General features: G+C 43.7%; 17 protein-coding genes. 11 read left to right on the top strand and 6 right to left on the bottom strand.

All coding sequences use genetic code 11. The features are described from left to right. Window positions 1-39: 39 nt before the first annotated feature. The 3 genes from ACFOJ8_RS01970 to ACFOJ8_RS01960 form a co-directional block, all read right to left on the bottom strand. Window positions 40-819 carry a hypothetical protein gene (locus ACFOJ8_RS01970; RefSeq protein ID WP_380651944.1) on the bottom strand — a complete coding sequence of 260 codons (780 nt, stop codon included), beginning with the start codon at window positions 817-819 and terminating at the stop codon, window positions 40-42. A 71-nt stretch (window positions 820-890) separates the two neighbouring features. After that, complete coding sequence (gene rarD, locus ACFOJ8_RS01965; RefSeq protein ID WP_380651941.1) at window positions 891-1808, bottom strand: EamA family transporter RarD; 918 nt, start codon at window positions 1806-1808, stop codon at window positions 891-893. A gap of 103 nt (window positions 1809-1911) precedes the next feature. Continuing rightward, window positions 1912-2829, bottom strand: a complete 918-nt coding sequence (locus ACFOJ8_RS01960; protein ID WP_380651938.1) for a hypothetical protein — start codon at window positions 2827-2829, stop codon at window positions 1912-1914. Window positions 2830-3009: 180 nt separating this feature from the next. Here ACFOJ8_RS01960 and ACFOJ8_RS01955 point away from each other — a divergent pair, with 180 nt between their 5' ends. The 9 genes from ACFOJ8_RS01955 to ACFOJ8_RS01915 all read left to right on the top strand — a co-directional run bounded on the left by ACFOJ8_RS01955 (window position 3010) and on the right by ACFOJ8_RS01915 (window position 14318). After that, on the top strand, window positions 3010-4452 hold the full coding sequence (locus ACFOJ8_RS01955) for a PTS mannitol transporter subunit IICB (protein WP_380651935.1): 1443 nt from the start codon (window positions 3010-3012) through the stop codon (window positions 4450-4452). A gap of 23 nt (window positions 4453-4475) precedes the next feature. Next, window positions 4476-6476, top strand: coding sequence for a BglG family transcription antiterminator (locus tag ACFOJ8_RS01950; protein ID WP_380651932.1), 2001 nt, complete (start codon window positions 4476-4478; stop codon window positions 6474-6476). 17 nt (window positions 6477-6493) lie between these two features. Continuing rightward, window positions 6494-6919 (top strand): PTS sugar transporter subunit IIA, encoded by a 426-nt coding sequence (locus ACFOJ8_RS01945; RefSeq protein ID WP_380651930.1) that lies wholly within the window; start codon window positions 6494-6496, stop codon window positions 6917-6919. Between the two features lies 1 nt (window position 6920). Continuing rightward, window positions 6921-8027, top strand: coding sequence for a mannitol-1-phosphate 5-dehydrogenase (locus tag ACFOJ8_RS01940; RefSeq protein ID WP_380651927.1), 1107 nt, complete (start codon window positions 6921-6923; stop codon window positions 8025-8027). A 147-nt stretch (window positions 8028-8174) separates the two neighbouring features. Beyond that, the gene (locus ACFOJ8_RS01935) at window positions 8175-10169 is read left to right on the top strand and encodes a catalase (protein ID WP_380651924.1); all 1995 of its coding nucleotides are present in this window, start codon (window positions 8175-8177) and stop codon (window positions 10167-10169) included. A 158-nt stretch (window positions 10170-10327) separates the two neighbouring features. Next, the gene (locus tag ACFOJ8_RS01930) at window positions 10328-10792 is read left to right on the top strand and encodes a MarR family winged helix-turn-helix transcriptional regulator (RefSeq protein ID WP_380651921.1); all 465 of its coding nucleotides are present in this window, start codon (window positions 10328-10330) and stop codon (window positions 10790-10792) included. Beyond that, window positions 10776-13421 carry an MMPL family transporter gene (locus tag ACFOJ8_RS01925; protein WP_380651918.1) on the top strand — a complete coding sequence of 882 codons (2646 nt, stop codon included), beginning with the start codon at window positions 10776-10778 and terminating at the stop codon, window positions 13419-13421. Before ACFOJ8_RS01930 ends, ACFOJ8_RS01925 begins: the two co-directional genes overlap by 17 nt. A gap of 42 nt (window positions 13422-13463) precedes the next feature. Then, window positions 13464-13712: a hypothetical protein gene (locus ACFOJ8_RS01920; RefSeq protein ID WP_380651915.1), complete on the top strand. Its 249-nt coding sequence runs from the start codon at window positions 13464-13466 to the stop codon at window positions 13710-13712. An 81-nt stretch (window positions 13713-13793) separates the two neighbouring features. After that, entirely contained in the window at window positions 13794-14318 is a 525-nt protein-coding gene (locus ACFOJ8_RS01915; RefSeq protein WP_380651913.1) for a hypothetical protein, read from the top strand. Window positions 14319-14567: 249 nt separating this feature from the next. On the opposite strand, the gene ACFOJ8_RS01910 is transcribed toward ACFOJ8_RS01915, so the two are convergent. Continuing rightward, a complete protein-coding gene (locus ACFOJ8_RS01910) occupies window positions 14568-15674 on the bottom strand; it encodes an amidohydrolase (protein ID WP_380651910.1) in 1107 nt (368 codons plus the stop codon). A 92-nt stretch (window positions 15675-15766) separates the two neighbouring features. Here ACFOJ8_RS01910 and ACFOJ8_RS01905 point away from each other — a divergent pair, with 92 nt between their 5' ends. Both ACFOJ8_RS01905 and menC read left to right on the top strand, forming a co-directional pair. Beyond that, window positions 15767-17206, top strand: a complete 1440-nt coding sequence (locus tag ACFOJ8_RS01905) for a YfcC family protein (RefSeq protein ID WP_380651907.1) — start codon at window positions 15767-15769, stop codon at window positions 17204-17206. A 13-nt stretch (window positions 17207-17219) separates the two neighbouring features. Further along, on the top strand, window positions 17220-18359 hold the full coding sequence (gene menC, locus ACFOJ8_RS01900) for an o-succinylbenzoate synthase (RefSeq protein ID WP_380651904.1): 1140 nt from the start codon (window positions 17220-17222) through the stop codon (window positions 18357-18359). A 166-nt stretch (window positions 18360-18525) separates the two neighbouring features. Here the strand turns inward: menC and ACFOJ8_RS01895 are convergent, their stop codons facing one another. Beyond that, window positions 18526-19377 carry a metallophosphoesterase gene (locus ACFOJ8_RS01895; protein WP_380651901.1) on the bottom strand — a complete coding sequence of 284 codons (852 nt, stop codon included), beginning with the start codon at window positions 19375-19377 and terminating at the stop codon, window positions 18526-18528. A 63-nt stretch (window positions 19378-19440) separates the two neighbouring features. Beyond that, window positions 19441-20295 carry an MBL fold metallo-hydrolase gene (locus ACFOJ8_RS01890; protein WP_380656980.1) on the bottom strand — a complete coding sequence of 285 codons (855 nt, stop codon included), beginning with the start codon at window positions 20293-20295 and terminating at the stop codon, window positions 19441-19443. Between the last annotated feature and the right edge of the window lie 37 nt (window positions 20296-20332).

Here is a 20332-nt window from a genome sequence, read left to right as displayed (position 1 = left end):
AAGAATGTCCCTGAAGCAAGTCTTCAGGGACATTCTTATTTATTGAGCCATTTCAGGCAATGCTATCTCACCGATATCATTGAAAGAGGTAAAGGTAACTTCCCCTGAGAGTTCGTATGTGCCTTCCGCATCTTCACCCTCGGCATCGTAAGCCATTGAACGGATGAGAGAATCCTGCTTATCGACAATGATTTCTACATCGTTAGTCAATTGGGAAGTGTCGATATTTCCAAACTCCACGGCAAACAGTGCTTCAAATGTCTCGAACACTGCATCACTTTTTCCTTGTAGCGTATAAATCAACTCGTCGTCCGTTTCTTCCAATTCAAGTTCGCTTTTGATATCGGCGAATGATAAGACCGCATTTTTGTAGGTGACATGATAGAGTTGGCTGACATTGATTGAATCGGATATATCAATCCAATCGGTACCATTATTGTAAAATGTCGTGCCATCTTTTGAGATCGTGCGATCCTCACCTTCTGCCATCAGATGAAGGGCTGGCGGATCCCCATCCTTGAATCTCACGTCTGCCTCGAGCTTCTCGGGCTGGCCACCATCAACTGCAGCAGTAAGGTCAAGGATTGCTTCATAGCTTTCAATGCCTTCGGCCTGCTCAAGAATCTTAGCAAGTGAGTCGTCGTCCGTCTCTATCTCAGACAGTTGCCTATCTTCTACCTCAGTTGTTGGTGTCTCAGTTGTTTCAACTGCTGATTCATCTGATGACATCTCTGCATCATCTTCAGGTGCACCCCCCTGGCATCCGGCAAGAATTGCCGTTACTGCCAAGGAAGCAAGCAGATATTTTGGTACTTTCATATTTTCTTACTCCTTAGAATGCTCATTTCCGTAAATCATATCACGACTTTTTTCAATTCACTAATAATATGCTAGTGGCTTGCACGTCGTCTTGGTCTGTTCTGAGCCTCTCTATGCATCTCGCGGAATCGGCTGAACGTATAGAGTGCGAGCCCACCCCATATGAAAATGTAGGCAACGGTATGAATCTCTGTAAAAGCCTCTCCGTACATAAAAACACCGATCAGAAGCATGATTGTCGGTGCGAAATATTGTAAAATGCCGATTAATGACAGACGGATACGCTGTGCACCCAATGAGAACAAAAGTAGCGGAATCACCGTAATAATGCCTGTACCGATCATAATCAGGCTGTCTGAGTTGACGCCGAAGCTACCGTTACCGCTGCCTTCAACAAACAGAATATATATAAGTGCAAACGGCGCCAGAACGAATGTTTCAACAGCAAGGGCAAATACCGCGTCCATATTGATGACCTTCTTAATCAAACCATAGATACTGAATGATAGTGCCAGATAAAGTGAAATCCATGGCGCTGAACCAAGACCGACCGCGAGATATGTAACACCTATAAAGACGATGAGTATGGCACCCCACTGCAGTTTTGAGAAACGCTCACCAAGGACGACAAATCCGATCATGATGCTAATCAGCGGATTGATGTAGTAGCCGAGGCTCGCATCCAGAATGTGTCCGTTGTTAACCGCAATGATGTACATCAGCCAGTTCGAAGTGATAATGACAGACGCTGCAAAAAGTGCGACGATTTTCTTCTTCTCTTTGAATATGAACTTTAGATCTTTACGGAACAAATGCATTCTATTTGTCGCAAAGATGAAGATGATCATAAAAATAAAAGACCAAAATACCCTATGGGCGATAATTTCAAATGATGAAATATCTTCGACCTGCTTCCAATAGATCGGTAGAAATCCCCATATTACATAGGCGCCGAGTGCAAACAGGACACCTTTTTTACTTTCGCTCAATTGCACACCTCCGTTTTTCACACTACCGCAATTCTACTCCAAGCCTGACCTATTTAAAACATAAAAGAAGATCGAAACCAAAGTTTCAATCTTCTGAATAAAGCTATACTTGTTGTAAATTTCGGTGCATTTCATCTAGATGATGTCGTCCCCTGAAGTAGTAGGCAGCAACACTGCCGACCGTGAAATACATTACTATAAAGTAAGCAATCATCATGGCTATGACTCCTGATACAAGCATAACAACGAAGGCTGTCTCTTCAAAATAGATACCGAGGAGTGCTGCACCGCCAATGAAGAGTGCGTAGATAATAATTGGGATGATCCATAGAATCAAATTGCTGAATATTAGTTTGGTAATACTCTCGCCACCACGGAACATTACATCCCAAGCAATCTGGAATTTTTCAGTGGTAGGTATCAACGGCTCATCGATGTAGGCCATATAAACGAGAAAAATGTAGATTGTCGCAAATATATAAGGAATATATGAGAGCAGGACTAGCAGCAGGTTGAGTAGAAGCACTGTAGCGATCGTGCCGATTTCCCCACTTGAAAATGCACCTTCCATATTACTCGTGTCAAAAAATGCGAACACAGGAGCGTTTACCATCATGAAGAGTACCTGCATGAGCATACTCACTGCAAACGAAAAGATAAGATAAGCGACAAATGTCAGTAAACCGACTTTGATAACCTTACTGTAGTTGCCTTTTTTGAAAACTGCGAAGGCATCTTTGAACTGATAATCCTGCTCCTTGTATGTGGCAGTGAAGTATCGAAGTACGCCAACCGACAACGGATAGAAAATAAAAATTGCAATCAATATTAATAATAGAAAGATAAAAAATATAGACAATGCCGCAAATGCTGGCTCTAACATGAAAATAGGGAGAGCAACTAGCGAGATGAATGCAATTGTTGCAGCGTAGATCATAATAAAAATTAGGACAGTGAACCAGAATGTTTTCGTGTGCCGACCTTTGCCATTTGTCTTGAAGAGACCTTGATATTCGAACATAGAACTTCTCCTTTATGTATAACGTTTTCTCAAGTATAACATTACAGTATTTACCTTTTAAAACATAACATGTGTTTTGTCACAGTTTGTGTGCCAAACTCGCTTTTTGTTTATATTGTAAGTGTATATGTTACGAGCTATCATTTAGTTACAAGTAATTATTCATAAGGGGGAACATAAATGTCCGAACAAAAGAAAGGGTTGTCTCGAAAGGTTCAAGCTTTCGGTTCGTTTCTAAGCAGCATGATTATGCCAAACATTGCTGCATTCATTGCGTGGGGTATTATTACTGCACTATTCATTGCAGACGGCTATCTGCCAAACGAAGAACTGGCTGGCATGGTTGGTCCAATGATCACCTACTTGCTACCGCTACTTATTGCTTATACGGGTGGTAAACTAGTCCATGATGCGCGTGGTGGCGTCGTCGGTGCCACTGCTACAATGGGAATCATCACTGCATTCCCAGACTCGCCAATGCTACTTGGCGCGATGGTAATGGGTCCACTTGGTGGGTACCTAATCAAGCAAGTTGACCGCTTCTTGGTTCCTAGAACACGCCAAGGATTAGAAATGCTTGTCAACAACTTCTCAGCTGGTATATTGGCATTCTTGCTTGCTCTCTTCGGTTTCTACGGACTTGGTCCAGTGGTCTCTTGGCTGACTCAAAGACTTGGCGACTTAGTCGACGTCGTCGTTGATGCAGGCCTCCTACCACTAGCGAGTATATTCATCGAACCTGCCAAAGTTCTATTCCTTAACAACGCAATCAACCATGGTGTTCTGACACCACTTGCGACTGAAGAAGTTCAGGAAGTTGGCCGTTCGATCCTGTTCACACTAGAATCAAACCCGGGTCCTGGATTTGGTATCCTGCTTGCATATATGGTATTCGGTAAAGGCACAGCTCGTGCTACAGCACCTGGTGCCGCATTGATTCAATTTGTCGGTGGTATTCACGAAATCTACTTCCCTTACATTTTGATGAAACCAATACTTGTCGTTGCAGCAATTCTTGGTGGTGCAACCGGTATTCTGACATACACACTATTCGGTTTCGGTCTTACAGGCCCACCGGCGCCAGGAAGTATTGTTGCATACGTTGCAATGACTCCTGGAGGCGAACACCTCATCATGTTCCTCGGTGTATTTGCAGCAACGCTCGTATCATTTATCGTCGCTTCACTGCTGCTCAAATTTACAAAACAGCCTGATGACGATATTGCAGGCGCTACACAGAAGATGGAAGCAGCAAAAGGTAAAAAGTCCACTGTTGCTGGTACATTGAGCCAATCCGAAGCAGCTGCAGACGATACAGCAGCGACTACCTTCGACTATAGCCAAGTGGATAAGATTGTCTTTGCTTGTGACGCTGGAATGGGTTCAAGTGCCATGGGAGCGGGTATGCTTAAGAATAAGTTCAAAAAAGCAGGACTCGATATAGAGGTTACAAACTCTGCAATCAACCAGCTCAAAGGTGACGAAGATATTATCATCACGCAAAAAGTACTGACTGAGCGCGCAGAAAACAAAGTACCGACTGCAAAGCATATTTCAGTCGACAACTTCCTCAACAGTCCGAAATACGAAGAGCTGACAGAGGAACTGAAGAAACACCAATAGCTTGAACTAAAGGAGGTGCCATTATGATCAGCTCAAGAGAGAAGAAAATCATCAACGAGCTCATATATCATAATGGCACCTTTCTACTTATTAAAGAGCTTGCTGATAAACTCGGTGTCTCCTCTAGGACCATTCATCGTGAACTGAAGAATGTTACAGAAACGCTTGAGCAATTGAACATCCGAGTGATCCGTGAGTATAAAAAGGGTGTGAAAGTGGCACTCGACACGCCGGAAATTGATGCATTGACAACTTTCATCAATGCCAACGCAGATAAAGACCTCAGTACTGAAGAGAAGAAAGTTGCCCTGATCTATAACCTCATGCTGAATACCGAAGGCATAAAGAAAAGTGCCCTCGCTGTCGAACTCGGGGTGAGTGAACATGCAGTGGATGAGCTCATTGGACAGATGACTGGCACTTTAGGTGCATTTAATCTCGAAATCACTAAAATTCGTTCAATTGGCATTCAGCTTGTCGGAGACGAGTTGAACAAGCAGAATTTCCTCGCAGACATGATGGTCAACGAGCTGAATTCGAACAGTATCTACTCGGTCATTGAAAATAACTTTGTGTTCAGCTCATTGGTCAACAACAAAATCATGGGGTTGCTTGAAGCCGACAACATTTTCAAAGTAGAACGTCTACTCATGGATGAGCTCGATGTACTTCCTTATCAGCTGACTGAAAATGCCTATCTCAATCTGACCCTCCATATCGTGTTAGCCATCGACCGTACTGAACACGCTCAGAACGTATCAGTGAAACATTCACTTAAAGAGGAACTTAATAAAACTCAGGAATTTGAAGTTTCTCTAGCTTTGACCAGCAAACTGGAGACTGAGTTTTCAATTACGTTTCCTGAAGAAGAAGTCTACTTCATATGTATGCACCTTCGAGGCAGCCGCAGAAAGTTCCAGTCGGAAAGAGACATGGATTCCATCGAATCGGCGACAATTCATTTCATCAATACGGTTAGCCGGAGAATGGACTATCCTTTCTATGCCTACCCTGAACTCAAGGAAGGGTTGATACTCCATATCGAGCCGACACTACACAGAATGGAATCTGGAATCATCACCGTCAATCCATTGCTCGATACCATTAAGGAAAAATATCCAGCATTGTTTGAAGTCGTCGGTGAGAGTTTCAAGCAACACTTTGATACACGTAAGCTCAATGAGTCTGAAATCGGGTTTCTGACCATTCACTTCGGCGGTATTCTGCACGCTAATCCTAAAGTTGAAGTGACGACGGTCTGTTCCAGTGGTATCGGAACGAGCCGAATACTTGCGAACCAGCTCCGCAGCAGATTCAACAATTTGTACATTCGCCAGGAACTTTCCATTTCCGAAGTGGCAGAAACTGATATTCATGATAATGAGCTGGTACTGAGCACCGTACCGCTTGATCTTGAAAACTATATTCTCGTTAGCCCGCTGCTCGATGCCAGTGATGAGAAGAAGATTACGGAAGCCATCTCGCGTCTTGATGCTACCCCGCTGCGTCATGTACCAGAGAGAGAAATGGTTCAGGTCGACGTCAATCCTGACCAGGTGATACAGGCATCTGAACTCTACCTTAATCGCTCCTTTTTAGCAAAGGACCGCCGTACTGATGCCCTTGCATCAATAGAAGAGGCACTTTCTTCTGAAACGGATATGTCACAGGACGATATTATCGAGATTCTAAAGCTTCTCAAAGTGCGTTTTGAAACAACTGGATTCATCGTAGGAGAGGCCGGTTTCTCCTACCCTCACATCAGGTCACCAGTAATCAATGCCCATCGGATGGTGTTTATTCATAATCGAGCGGGTATAGAAGACCGGAACTATAAAGGAGAGACAGTGGCAGTCGACTATCAGATTCTTCTGCTCGTCCCCGAAAAGACACTAGTTGCTGATATGATCAGTGAATTGAGCGTCCTATTCGGAACGCATCACATGAATATCGGCTACTTGTTTGAATCGTCCACTGAGGTGGAAAATATAATGAAAGATTATATAAAGACACTCTACAAATAGAAGGGAAATGATTTTCAATGATACAAAAAGAAAATATTGTACTTAACCAGACAGCAAGCTCAAAAGAGGAAGCAATCAAAAAAGCAGGACAAATCCTTGTTGACCAAGGTGCCGTTGAAGCAGCCTATATCGACTCCATGCTAGAGCGTGAAAAAGTGGTTTCCACATTCATGGGTAACGGTCTCGCCATCCCACACGGTACAGACGAAGGGAAAACTTCAGTCATCAAAAGTGGGCTGTCACTCGTCCAAGTACCAGGCGGTGTCGACTTCGATGGAAACGAAGCCAAGGTCGTACTCGGAATCGCTGGAAAGAATAACGAACACCTTGAAATGCTACAGAAAATTGCTGTTCTATTTTCAGAGGAAGAAAATGCAGAGAAAGTAATCAACGCTTCGTCTGCCGACGAAATCATCGCACTATTCGAAAACGAGGACCTATAATATGAAAGCTGTTCATTTCGGAGCAGGCAACATCGGACGTGGTTTCATCGGCAAGGTCCTTCATGACAATGGATATGCAGTGACTTTCGCAGATGTGAATACTGAAATCATTGATGCATTGAATAAAGACCATGAATACACGGTACACATTTCTGAGGAAAACGGTGCGTCCTACAAAATCAGTGGTGTAAATGGTGTGCATACTGCAAATGATCCGGATCAATTGTCAGAAGCAGTTTCTCAGGCTGACATCATTACGACAGCAGTCGGTGTCAATATTCTGCCGATTATCGCTAAGACTCTTGCACCACATCTGGCAAATCGTCAGACTGATAAACCGCTCAATATTATTGCATGCGAGAATGCTGTACTTGCAACAGACACACTCAAAACTGCTATTTTCTCAGAAGTGAATGAGACGTTGCCTTCAAATGTCGGATTTCCAAACTCCGCCGTTGATCGAATTGTTCCCATTCAAAAAAATGACAATATACTCGATGTCAAAGTAGAACCGTTCTTCGAGTGGGTCATCGAAAAGAACAGCTGGGTAGGAGAAGATACCCTAGCGGGCGTAAACTATGTTGAGGACCTCATGCCCTACATTGAACGTAAACTATTTACTGTAAATACAGGTCATGCAGGCATCGCCTACTACGGCAAAACGCTTGGCTACACGACCGTTTCTGAAGCGATGGATGATGAAAAGGTTGTCTCTTACCTGAAACAGGTTCTTGAAGAAACGACGCTTTATCTTACTCACAACTACGATTTTACAGAAGTCGAACAAAAGCAATATATCGAAAAGATTATCGCCAGGTTCAAAAACCCCTATCTGTCAGATGATCTTGATCGTGTAGGTCGTGGTGTTTTGAGAAAGCTTAGTCCAAACGACCGGATCGTGAAACCACTTGTCTATCTTCATAATCAAAATATGGATCATTCCGCATTATCTAAACTTGTAATGTTTGCACTGCAGTTCAATAACAGTGATGATCCAGAACAGATTGAAATGAAGCAAAGAATCGAGGAAGCAGGCGTAAAAGGGTTCCTAAGTGAGCACAGTCAGCTTGATGACAAGCTTATAGAAGAAATTAGATCGAGCATATAAAACAAAAATTTGGGACCTGTCTTTCAGGTCCCAAATTTTTTATTTACCCAGCTTTATGCGCTCTAAAACTTCAAAGCATAAATGCGTGTAAACCCCTCTATAGGCTGATACTATGATGTGGAAGACATCAATTTCAGGGGGCTTATTATGAACAAGAAAAAAGAAGATTTACAGAAGAATACGATAGATAATACGAAAAAAGCAAAGATGACAACAAACCAAGGCCTACCCGTCAGTGAGGACGAATTTTCTTTAAAAGCTGGTGAACGCGGCCCAACGCTTATGGAAGACTTCCACTTCCGTGAAAAAATGACGCATTTCGACCATGAACGTATTCCAGAGCGTGTAGTACATGCCAGAGGGTTTGGTGTGCATGGTGAATTCCAAGTGTACGAATCTCTTGAAAAATATACAAAAGCAGACTTTCTGAATGATCCTAGCAAGAAGACGCCCGTCTTTGTTAGATTTTCCACGGTCGCGGGAAATAGAGGTTCTATGGACATCCCACGTGATGTACGCGGATTTTCTACGAAATTCTATACAGATGAAGGTAACTACGACCTTGTTGGTAACAACATGCCTGTGTTCTTTATCCAAGATGCCATCAAGTTTCCAGATCTTGTACACGCTGTTAAACCAGAGCCACACAATGAAATTCCGCAAGCAGCTTCAGCTCATGATACCTTCTGGGATTTCGTTTCCCAAAATACAGAAAGTGCGCATATGATTATGTGGCTCATGAGTGATCGCGCCATCCCGAGAAGCCTCCGCATGATGGAAGGTTTCGGCGTGCATACATTTAGGCTCGTCAATAAGGAGGGCAAAAGCCACTTTGTTAAGTTCCACTGGAAACCGAAGCTCGGTGCACACCAGGTCGTTTGGGACGAAGCACAGTTGATTAATGGTAAGAATATTGACTTCCATCGCCAAGATCTCTGGGAAAATATTGATAAAGGTAATGCTGTCGAGTTTGAGCTTGGATTGCAGGTTATACCAGAAGAAGACGAGTTCAATATGGACTTCGACGTACTCGATCCAACTAAAATCTGGCCTGAAGAAGATGTACCTGTTCAGCTCGTTGGTAAAATGACCCTTAATCAAAATGTAGATGATTATTTTGCGGAAACGGAACAGGTTGCTTTCCACCCTGGTCACGTTGTTCCAGGCATCGACTTCTCAAATGACCCATTGCTACAAGGTCGACTATTCTCGTACACTGATACACAGCTGATTCGTCTCGGCGGGCCAAATTTTCATCAGATCCCAATCAATCGCCCTGTTTGTCCGTTCGCAAACAATCAGCGAGAAGGCTACAACCAGATGAATATTACTAAAGGACAGACTTCCTACCATAAGAATGCTTTAAATGATAATCAGCCTGAACCTGCCAGTCCGGAAGAAGGCGGATTTGAACATTACAATGAAAAAGTCGAAGGTAGAAAAGTGCGCGCTAGAAGTGAAAGCTTTAAAGACCACTTCAGCCAAGCAAAATTATTCCTGAACTCCATGCAGGATCATGAGAAGCAGCATATGTTCGATGCTTTGAGTTTCGAACTCGGCAAATGCAAGAATATGTCAGTCAGAAACAATGTTCTAAGAGAAGTTCTCAATAAGATTGATCGAGAAATGACAGAGTACGTTGCGGACAAGGTAGGCGCTGAGCTGCCCGAAGCAGTAGAAGAATCCACATATAGTAAAAGCTCTCCAGCGCTTAGCATGACCAACCACCCTACTTCGCTTGAAACGCGTACACTTGGTGTCATGATTACACCGGATGTTGCGGAGGCAACATTGAAGGAGACAAAAGATAAGTTCGAAAAGCATGGCATGGATGTTAGCTTCATTTCTGATAAGATACACAGCATAGGAGATGTGATGGTTGAAGAGACCTTCGATACCGTTCATTCTGTCCTGTTTGATGCTGTTGTTGTGCTAAAAGGTAAGGAATCACTGCAGCCTGAGGCAATTGAGAACCTTGCCATAGCCTTCAAACATAAAAAGGCAATCGGATATGGCGTCGATGAAGGCGACATCTCCGATGTACTTCCGTTCTCACTGGATGCAAAAGGGGTGACCGACATAGAAAAGAATGTCGACCAATTCCTCGAGGATGTTAAAGCACACCGTGTATGGAATAGATGATCACTAGAATAGGAGACGCCCTCTGGGCGTCTCCTTTTTTACTTACATCTTTACAGAAGTGTCACATATTATCTTTTGACCGAACCTACTTCGCGTGCTAAACTATGGTATATTTCAATTAGTTGAGTATGCTCAACAATTAAGTGAGGGTGCAATACATGGATAAAAGAAAAGAGATTATCCACAATTTAAGGGATATTTACGGCTATGGTTATACACAGGTGTTTAACGATGTTACTGATTCTGTCGCGCGCCTTCATATTTCCAAAACACAGATGGATATCATTCAGTATATCTACTTGAACGGGCACGCCACCCCTTCGGCGCTAGCCTTGGCGCTCGATGTCCAAAGAAGCGCCATTACGCACACAGTCAAAAAGCTTGAACGCAAGAAACTTGTCATCATTAAACAGAATGAACTGACACAAGATAAACGCTCTAAGTTGATTCTTATGACTCCGGAAGCAGAAGCATTACTTGAAGAGTCGATAGACAGCATTCTCGGTAAGATTAGAGCAGATATATCGAATCTTTCACAAGATGAAGAAAAGAAGCTCTATGAAGCAACGCTCACAATTTTGAAGTATATACCTGGAGGAACACAAGATGAAACACATTCTTAAATTCAAATGGCCGGTCACAGTATTGATGCTCATCTTTGCTGCAACTACCTTTATTCTATCTCCCAATCTGACTCAGTTGGCAACAGAAAAAGGAGACATCCAACTCTCGGATGAATCTTCGAGTGAACAGGCAAGGCAGTTCCTTGAAGCTTATGGTCAAGATAAAGAAACGATGTCACTCGTGCTCGAGTTTGAAGACCAAGTCAGTTCACACGAGTCGGATATCGTCTCTTATATTGAAGAGATCAGAACGCTTGATGAGGTAGATAATGTTATCAATCCTTTTACTTATGATGCGTCTGTGCAGGAGAACTTTATCAATAACGACAACGGCGTCATTATGATTCCGATGGATTATGTCGGTCCGGTCAACGACATCAGCAGTATCGCAGCTTCAATCGAAGAGATGAATACGACAGATGCCGACACTTCCATGACCTCAAATGAGCTGATTCAGAGCACAGTCGAACAAGATGCCATGGAAGGTATACAGTCCACCGAAATATTTACTGTCATTATCGTTGTCGGCGTACTGCTGCTCATGTTCCGCTCCATTGTGACACCATTTGTACCTGTAGCAGTTGTTGGTGTCGCCTATCTGCTCGGCCAATCCTTTGTCGGTTGGTTCGTGGAGTGGTTTGGATTCCCGATTTCACCACAAACCCAGAGTTTTCTCATCGTCATTTTATTCGGTATCGGTACCGACTACTGTATTCTTTTGCTTAACCGTTTCAAAGAGGAGCTCGAACACCATGATAAATACGATGCCATCATCCGTACCTTCTCGACTGCCGGAAAAACAGTGTTCATCAGTGGTCTTTCCGGTGCCATCGTATTCGGCGTACTCTACTTCGCCAATTTCGAAATCTACCGTTCTGCAGTCGGCGTGGCACTGGGTGTCGTCTTCCTTTTGCTTGCAATCTTCACACTACTTCCTGTACTGATGTACCTGCTCGGAAGATATATCTTCTGGCCAAACATCAAGAAAACAGAATTCAAGGAGAGTAGGTTGTGGACACCACTTGGTATATTGTCCTTGAAGTATCCGACACGCATCATCTTCTCCATCTTTGCCATACTTATCGCAATAGCCCTGTTCTACGATGACGAAGTGAACTTCGACTCCATAGAAGAACTGGACGACGGCTACTCAACTGTACATGCAACCAATGTTGTTAGCGAAAACTTCGATGAAGGTCAACTCTTCCCAGTGCGGGTCATCCTATCTAACGGCGATGATCTTCTGAACCAGGAAAGCCTATCGAAACTGGATGCAATCTCCTCCACAGTCTCCGGCCTTGAAGGAGTAAAAGAAGTACAAACCATTACGCGTCCTGCAGGCGAAGCGATCGAAGACTTCAATGTACGTAATCAGCTCGAACAGACAAATGAGGGCATCGTAGAAATGCAGGACGGCTTAGCGGAGATATCGACCGGTCTCACCGAAGCAAGCAACAGCCTTGCTGACAATGAAGCAACAGGCGGTGATTTGTCTGAACTTGGAGCAGGAATTGATGAAATTAATGACAGCATCACACAGATCACCTGGTATATGCAGCAGACAGGAGACGCTGAAGGCGCAGCGACACAGCTCTCACAAGTTCAAGAAGGACTGACGACACTGTCTGAAGAAGTTGATGCTGCTAACACCCAGCTAAACGAACAGCAAGCAGCGGCGAGTGAACAGCTGAGCGAGCTAAGCAATGGTCTCGCTGATTCGGCTGAAGGCATTGATGAAATACAAAACGGCCTCGAAGAAGTATCGAGTCTGCTTGAGGGTATCAGTGATAACCAAGCAGTAGATCAAACAGGAATTAACGTTCCACAAGAATTCATAGATAATGACGAAATTGAGGCCGCTGTCGACCAGTACGCATTCGGTGATAACAACGAAGCCCTCATAATGAATGTCGTCCTTGCCGTTGATCCGTACAGTCATGAGGCCATGTCCACCCTAGACGAGATCCAAACAACTGTAGAAAATGAACTTCATCGTCTAAATAGCGATGACACCACCGCTTATTTTTCCGGGGTTACAAGTATGAACCGGGATTTGAATCAGATTTCAAATGACGACTACAATAGGGTTGTAATCATCTTCATCCTGACACTATTCGTAGTGCTTGCCATCATCTTTAGATCACTGATACTGCCGATTTCGATGATCAGTTCAATTTTCATTACCTATTTTGCATCAATTACGATCACACAATGGCTCCTTGGTTTCCTTGGGTATGGTGAACTGAACTGGGCGGTACCGTTCTTCAGCCTGATCATATTCGCTGCTCTCGGTATCGACTACTCAATATTTATCATTGACCGTTTCCGTGAAGAGTTGGCTGACCGTAGCATTCGTGATGCAATCGAACAGTCCATCAGACGCATGGGTGGTGTGGTTATTACAGCAGTCATCATTCTGTCTGGCACTTTTGCGGCACTGCTTCCATCGGGTATGGTCATATTGATACAGGTTGCAAGTGTCATCATCTTCGCTTTGCTATTCTATGCATTCATCGTACTCCCGTTGCTTGTACCTGCATTCGTCATCACATTTGGCCGTGGCAACTGGTGGCCATTCAGAATGCCAGGTGGCAGAGCACGCGAGAAAAAGTTTAGAGATAAAGAATAATGGGAATATAGAGGTAGTTGATACTATTCAAGGGGTGAAAAAATGCCTTCGCAAAAAAGTTCAGGTATTGCAGCGGTACTGAGTGCACTCGTCAATGGACTTGGCCAGATATATAATGGCCAAATTCTCAAAGGTATCATCATCATTCTTATACAATTGATAAATGGTGCTTTGACAGTTGTACTTATCGGATATGTATTCCTACCGATTGTCTGGATTTACGCTGTCGTTGATGCCTACCGTAGTGCTGATAAGATAAACGCCAGAAACTACCGTAGATACGGTAGCTAGAAGCAGGCTTATAAGCCTGCTTCTTATTTTATGTACGTTTAGAAATATGGTATAATTTCACTGAAGGGTGTGAATAAATAAATGGAAATAATCGGTCTTCTAGCAGGTATCGCCATTGTTGGTATACTGCTAATCATTTTCTTTTCGCTGATTGGTCTCGTCAAGTGGCTTCTTCAGGGCTACTTCCTTTTCCGTGTTGCAGAGAAAAAGAATCTTGATATGCCGCTGCTTGGTTTCATTCCGTTCGGTACGTTCTATCTGGGGGGCCAGATGTTTGATGGGCATGTACTTGATCGTGGCAAATTCAATCCTAGAACCATTGGACTTGCGTTTGCTATTATTGGTATCGTCGTATATGTAATGGGTCTCTCAATCGGCGACATTGCCATCACCTACGTTCTGATGGAATCCATTGCTTTCTTCGGTATTTTCAAAGCCTACACGAAAAACTTTGGTACAGCTGCACTGCTTGCAGTGCTCAATATGATTACTGTAGGTATCGCAGCCATCATCATCCTCTTCCTCTACAACCGTAAACTGGAAGAAGATGCGATGGGTATTGTTGATGAAGGTAGTATAGACGAAGAACAATACAAGAGCATATAAAAAAATCCTGGACGCTGTCCAGGATTTTTTTATACTCCTATATTTTTAATAGCCGATCCTCTACCACAGAGAGCTTACATCCGTCAGTTTTGTCGATGATTGTATAGAGAATACCGTTTTTGATGTAAACATCTCATCCTACCATCTTCATCTCTCGAATGAATCGATTTATCAAGTGCAAGTGGGGCTTGGATCCTCTCATCGTCAATAGTACTGACTCGCTCTTCTGCGTCACTCTTCCTGCTCCATTTATTCTACGTTCACGATTGCTTTGTACAGTATTTCAGTTCCATTCTGCATCGCTGAGTGTTCGAACGACATGTCCGGATGATGCAATCCTGGGGTGAGGTCACATCCGATTCCAATCATTGCCCCTTTCAGTTTCGGTAGTTTGACCGTATAGTAGTGGAAATCATCGCCACCACTCGTCACAATCGGTTCTAGACACTTTTCTTCTCCAAGAACATCCACAATAGACTTTCGCAGTACTTCAATCGCGTCCGGATGGCTCTCACTTGCTACGATTCCCGAGAACTCCATATCTTCGATTTTCACTTCGTAGAATTCCTCAATATACTTAAGAATGTTGAAAACGCGCTCTTTTAGCTTGTCCATCTGTTCGTTGGTCTGCGCACGCATGTCGATTCCACATTCTGCAGCACCTGGAATAATATTCAGGGACTTCCCGCCAGCTAGAAATTTCGTCATTTTCACCGAAGAAGGAATGACTGGATTGATGTGTATCTTTGAGAGCATATTAACGATGTCCGCACCGACCTCTATAGCATTGTGATTGAGGTGTGGTCTCGCACCGTGCGCATCTTCCCCAACAATTCTGAACTTTAGTGAGCTGGCGGCCCCGTGCTCAATGCTTGGTGTGGCAAAACCATTGGTCGCCTCCTCGATTGGCCGCAAGTGGATACCAAAGAAATAGTCGAGATCATCGACTATCCCTTCATCGACAACAGAAAGCGCACCCGTCCCCACCTCTTCAGCAGGTTGGAATATAAACCTCACCCCTCTGGTCTCAAGAGCTTTATCATCTTTAATTTTCAGCATTGTACCGATGACCATCGCGATGTGAGCATCATGACCGCAAGAATGATTGGCTTGCTTGATACCATTCACTTCCTGATAAAGTGCATCAATATCCGCTCTGATACCAATGACTGGGAGACCTTCATCGAAATTGCCGATGTCACAATAGAGCCCAGTTGTATTACTAAACTTTACTGGAGAAAAGCCTGCGTCTTTCAGATAATTGTATATATATTCGGTCGTTTCGGTCTCTTCGTAGCTCAGTTCTGGATGTGCGTGCATATGTTCAAATACTTCCTGTATATTTTCTTTTAGCAAAATATATCTCCTTCCATACAAGTTATTGAATATTCATTCACTCTCTACTATACTATATCTAATTAAAAGAAAATTCAAACTGGAGGTATTCTATGACAGAGAAAAATGAATCAACTGAAGAAAACGGTATTGAACCCAAGAAAAAGAAAGGCTTTCGCATGCCTGATGCTTACGCAATTCTTTTCTTCTTCCTTGTTCTTGCAGCCATCGCAACATACATAATCCCAGCGGGTACTTTCGAAACCGAGGAATCTGCCGAGGGTATAGATGTAATTATACCTGGTACATTCAGTATCATCGACTCCAATCCAGCTGGCTTTCTCGATATCTTCAGTGCCATTGTCGAAGGATTGATCAGTACTTCGAATCTCATATTCCTAGTACTTATCATTGGCGGCACGTTCGCTGTCATCGAAAGAACCGGTGCTATTGACGCATTGGTTACAAAGATCATCCGCATAACACAAAATAAGGAATGGCTGCTCATCGCCCTTGTAATGGTCGTATTCTCCATATTCGGTACGCTCGGAATCGTCGTCAACGCGGTCATCGCTTTCATACCGCTCGGTATTATCCTGGCCCGGTCGATGAAAATGGATGCTATCATTGGAATATCCATCATCTATCTCGGTGCCTATGTCGGCTTTGGTGTGGCTGTACTTGATCCGTTGACTATCGGTTTCGCACAAGAAATTGCTGAGATACCGACCTTCTCAGGAGCGCCGGAACGTACGGTGATGTACATCATCGCATTGATTGTAACCATGATTTATGTCATCTGGTACGCAAATCGTATCAAGAAAGACCCAAGCCGTAGCATACTAAAAGATAATCCTTTCCCGAAAGTCCCAACAGAAGGACAGACACTCGGTCAGCAAGATATGAAGTTGAAACACATTCTCGTGCTACTTGCGTTGGCAGGCGGCATTGGTGCCTATGTAACTGGTGTATTCATAGCGGACTGGAGTCTTGGTGAAATGTCTGCCGTCTTCCTAGTTATCATGGTTGCTACAGCAATTATAGGTAGAATCCACGTGAATGACATGATTTCAACCTTCATCGAGGGCGCCAACGCAGTCCTTTATGGTGCGCTTATTATCGGAATGGCACGTTCGATTGTCGTCATTCTAGAACAAGGATTGGTCTTGGATAGTGTCGTTAATTTTATGGCCATCATCATGGAGCCGTTCTCGAGTACAAGTGGCGCCATCATAATGTTTCTCGCTAACGGACTTTTCAATTTAATCGTCACTTCAGGGAGCGGTCAGGCAGCGATTGTCATGCCAATCATGGCACCACTAGCGGATATTATGGACTTCCCGCGTCAGGTCGCCGTACAGGCTTACACAATGGGTGATGGTTTCACCAATATCATTACGCCACTTTCCGGTGTTCTGATGGCAAACCTTGCTATTGCTGGCGTACCATATACTAAATGGGTCAAATTCGCCTTGCCGCTTGTACTTATATGGTATGTCCTCGGTATTATCTATATAATTGTCCTTGTAGCCATCAACTGGGGACCAGTATAGGAGGAAAAATTGAATGAAGATTACAGAAATCAGACTGCACCAGCTTTTGATGAAGATGAAGACACCTTTCACCACAAGCTTCGGTACCCAACAGGACCGTTTTATAACAATCGTTGAAGCCATTGACGATAGTGGTCTATCCGGTTTCGGAGAATGTGTATCTGGAGAAGACCCTCTGTACTCCGAGGAGTTCATGGATGCATCCATCATTGCGATGAAAAAGTATTTTGCACCACTCGTAGTGCAAAACGAAATAGAGCATCCTGATGAAGTTTGGGAACTGTTCAAACCTTTTAAAAGAAACAACATGGCAAAAGCCGCCATCGAAGGTGCTGTCTGGGATCTCCATGCCAAACAGAAAGGTATGTCACTATCAGAAGCCATCGGTGGGAAAAAGCGACAAGTGGAGGTCGGCATCTCACTTGGTCTTGAAGACACTGACGAACTGTTGCTCGAAAGAGTTCAGGAGAAAGTCGACGAAGGCTATAAACGTATCAAAGTGAAAATTAAGCCTGGTCGCGATATCGATATGATCCGTAAGATTAGAGAACGTTTCGGCGACATTCCACTCATGGCAGATGCCAATTCCGCCTACACATTGGATGATATCGAAACACTGAAGGCACTCGATGCCTTCGATTTGATGATGATCGAGCAGCCGCTCGCTGCTGGCGACCTTATTGATCACGCCAAGTTGCAGAAGGAGATTAGTACGCCCGTATGTCTTGATGAAAGTATTGATTCCTACGAGTCTGCTCTCGGCGCCATTGAACTGGGCAGTTGCAGAATTATCAATGTGAAAGTTGGGCGTGTAGGCGGTCTTACACAATCTATAAAGATCCATGATCTCGCCGAAAAGCATGACATTCCTTTATGGTGCGGTGGCATGCTAGAAGCGGGCGTCGGCCGCCTTCATAACATTGCCATTACGACTCTCAGCAACTTTACATTGCCCGGTGATACTGCATCATCCAACAGATATTGGTATGAGGATATCATCACTCCGGAAGTCGTTGCGGAAGATGGTATTGTAGATGTTAATACTTCATACGGTATCGGTGCAGATGTCGATTTCCACAAAATGAATCAGTACTTGAAGAAAACTGATGTCATTACAGAAGCAAATACTCCAGACATGATTTTCTACAATTAATTTTAAAAATAAAACTCGTATCGGACAAGATGACCGATACGAGCTTTATTTAATATATAGTTAGATATACCGAACAAAACCAGCTCGTCAAATCCTCCGACAAGCTGGTTTTAGCATTGTATTCTCAATCTTTTTATTCGCAGTTTTAGCTTAGGCAGGTCCTCCGCTACTGTACGCCCTGCTGACGCTTGAGTTCCATGACGATGATCTCTGGACGATTGAAGACGCGAAATGGGAAACGGCTATTGCCGAGACCACGGCTGACAACCATACTGGTATCATTTTCTTTATGAACACCTTCAGTATATTTGGGAAGTACACCTTGGTGCGGCGCATAAAGCCCTTTGACGACTGGCAGACGAATCTGTCCACCATGTGCATGACCGGTGAAGACAATATCGATTGGAAAGCTTGTGTATACATCAAATAACTCTGGGCGGTGAGACAGTACAATGGTAAAACGATCAGGCCTGTTCTCAAGGCGATGCTCAAGATCCTCTTTGAAATCATCCACTACCTGATGATCCCCATCCGTTCCATAGAACCACAAATCTTCCATACCGACCAGTCTAATATGGTCATTCCCGGCATTCAGACGTTCGTTGCTCCTACTGATATTCTTCATACCAGAGGCATCTATCGCCCGCTCGAGTCTGTCAAATCCCCTATAGTGAGCTTCATGGTTGCCTGTTACATAATAGGTTGGCAGAATGTCGACAAGTTGTGATATCAACCCCATAGACCGCTTGAAGTTTGGAGTACGGCGATCGATGACATCGCCTGTCACAAAGATGACATCGCCATCAATCTTCCTTATTTCACGAATCAGCTTGCTTGATCGAAAACCAAACCAAGCATTATGAAAATCGGAAATCTGAATGATCTTATAGCCATCAAAAGCTTCAGGGACCCGCAAGGATTCATGCGTATGGTAAGTCGTAGTGATATCCTTGTCCTGCTTGTAGAGAAAGCGAGCCAAAGCAATGGAAAAACCTAATGCGATATGTGAAAACTTCATATTACTACCTCGATTTTTTTCTTTCCATTATAAATTAAATCGGCACGCCTTGAAACTCATATTCTATTTTTCTTCATCTACGTATTTACCGTGGGACGGTTTAGCAACTTCATCGAAGTTTTCGACAAGCTTGTTCAGACCCTCACGTAGTTCTACCCCTTGTAGGGCTTTACCATGACCGAACACCGCCGTTTCAGGTTCGATAGATGCTAGTTTTTCGACAGACGCCTTTGCAGCTTCCCAGTCATTTGTAAAATAAACCGGTGGACCGTGAATCTCTTGCTTCTGCAGCATCGTCTTATACAATGAATCCTGCTTTACAGTAACGAAGGCATCGCCCACAATCAATGTTCGATCAGATGCACGATAGAAAGAGACGTGTCCTTCGGAGTGGCCAGGTGTGTGGATCCATTCAAATTCAGGCAAATAGGGAACTGTTCCATCTGCTGGTAGCGAGTGTACATTTTCTGCTAGATCAATCGGTTCCTTCGGATAGATTGATGACATCTTAGCCATCATCCCCCCTTCTACAGTCGGATCAGGATCCGGATAAGGGGTTCTTCCCGTTAGATAGGGTAGTTCCAGTTTATGAGCATATACCGGCACATCCCAATGCTCGATTAATTCGATAATCGAACCCACATGATCGAAATGTCCGTGCGTCAGAATTATGGCTTGCGGTCGCGATCCTTGTCCAAAACGCTCCTCCACCACTTTAATGATGGCATCCGAAGACTCTGTTAAACCAGCATCAATCAGTACAAAATTGGAACTTTCAGGGTGTCCCACCAAATGCAGATTGACAATTTTGTTCGTATAAGTGCAAAGGTCCGGCAGTACCTCTCTCACATTTCCACTTTCAGTCGAATAGGTCGGTATATTCTTATAGTCACTGCCATATTCCATTTTACTCATTATAAGCCCCCTATAAATTTAATGTATTTACCATTCATTT

Source organism: Salinicoccus sesuvii, from assembly GCF_042648145.1.
GTDB classification, from domain to species: domain Bacteria; phylum Bacillota; class Bacilli; order Staphylococcales; family Salinicoccaceae; genus Salinicoccus; species Salinicoccus sesuvii.
Note: the sequence above shows the minus strand (reverse complement) of the source record. Positions and strands in the feature narration are given on the sequence as shown.

Bases quoted from the DNA above. Each gene is read 5' to 3' on its own strand.
- menC (WP_380651904.1), top strand. From the start codon at position 17,220: ATGAAGATTACAGAAATCAGACTGCACCAGCTTTTGATGAAGATGAAG.
- ACFOJ8_RS01915 (WP_380651913.1), top strand. From the start codon at position 13,794: ATGGAAATAATCGGTCTTCTAGCAGGTATCGCCATTGTTGGTATACTG.
- ACFOJ8_RS01930 (WP_380651921.1), top strand. From the start codon at position 10,328: ATGGATAAAAGAAAAGAGATTATCCACAATTTAAGGGATATTTACGGC.
- ACFOJ8_RS01970 (WP_380651944.1), bottom strand. From the start codon at position 819: ATGAAAGTACCAAAATATCTGCTTGCTTCCTTGGCAGTAACGGCAATT.
- ACFOJ8_RS01905 (WP_380651907.1), top strand. From the start codon at position 15,767: ATGACAGAGAAAAATGAATCAACTGAAGAAAACGGTATTGAACCCAAG.
- ACFOJ8_RS01935 (WP_380651924.1), top strand. From the start codon at position 8,175: ATGAACAAGAAAAAAGAAGATTTACAGAAGAATACGATAGATAATACG.
- ACFOJ8_RS01895 (WP_380651901.1), bottom strand. From the start codon at position 19,377: ATGAAGTTTTCACATATCGCATTAGGTTTTTCCATTGCTTTGGCTCGC.
- ACFOJ8_RS01960 (WP_380651938.1), bottom strand. From the start codon at position 2,829: ATGTTCGAATATCAAGGTCTCTTCAAGACAAATGGCAAAGGTCGGCAC.
- ACFOJ8_RS01940 (WP_380651927.1), top strand. From the start codon at position 6,921: ATGAAAGCTGTTCATTTCGGAGCAGGCAACATCGGACGTGGTTTCATC.
- ACFOJ8_RS01925 (WP_380651918.1), top strand. From the start codon at position 10,776: ATGAAACACATTCTTAAATTCAAATGGCCGGTCACAGTATTGATGCTC.
- ACFOJ8_RS01920 (WP_380651915.1), top strand. From the start codon at position 13,464: ATGCCTTCGCAAAAAAGTTCAGGTATTGCAGCGGTACTGAGTGCACTC.
- ACFOJ8_RS01950 (WP_380651932.1), top strand. From the start codon at position 4,476: ATGATCAGCTCAAGAGAGAAGAAAATCATCAACGAGCTCATATATCAT.
- ACFOJ8_RS01945 (WP_380651930.1), top strand. From the start codon at position 6,494: ATGATACAAAAAGAAAATATTGTACTTAACCAGACAGCAAGCTCAAAA.
- ACFOJ8_RS01955 (WP_380651935.1), top strand. From the start codon at position 3,010: ATGTCCGAACAAAAGAAAGGGTTGTCTCGAAAGGTTCAAGCTTTCGGT.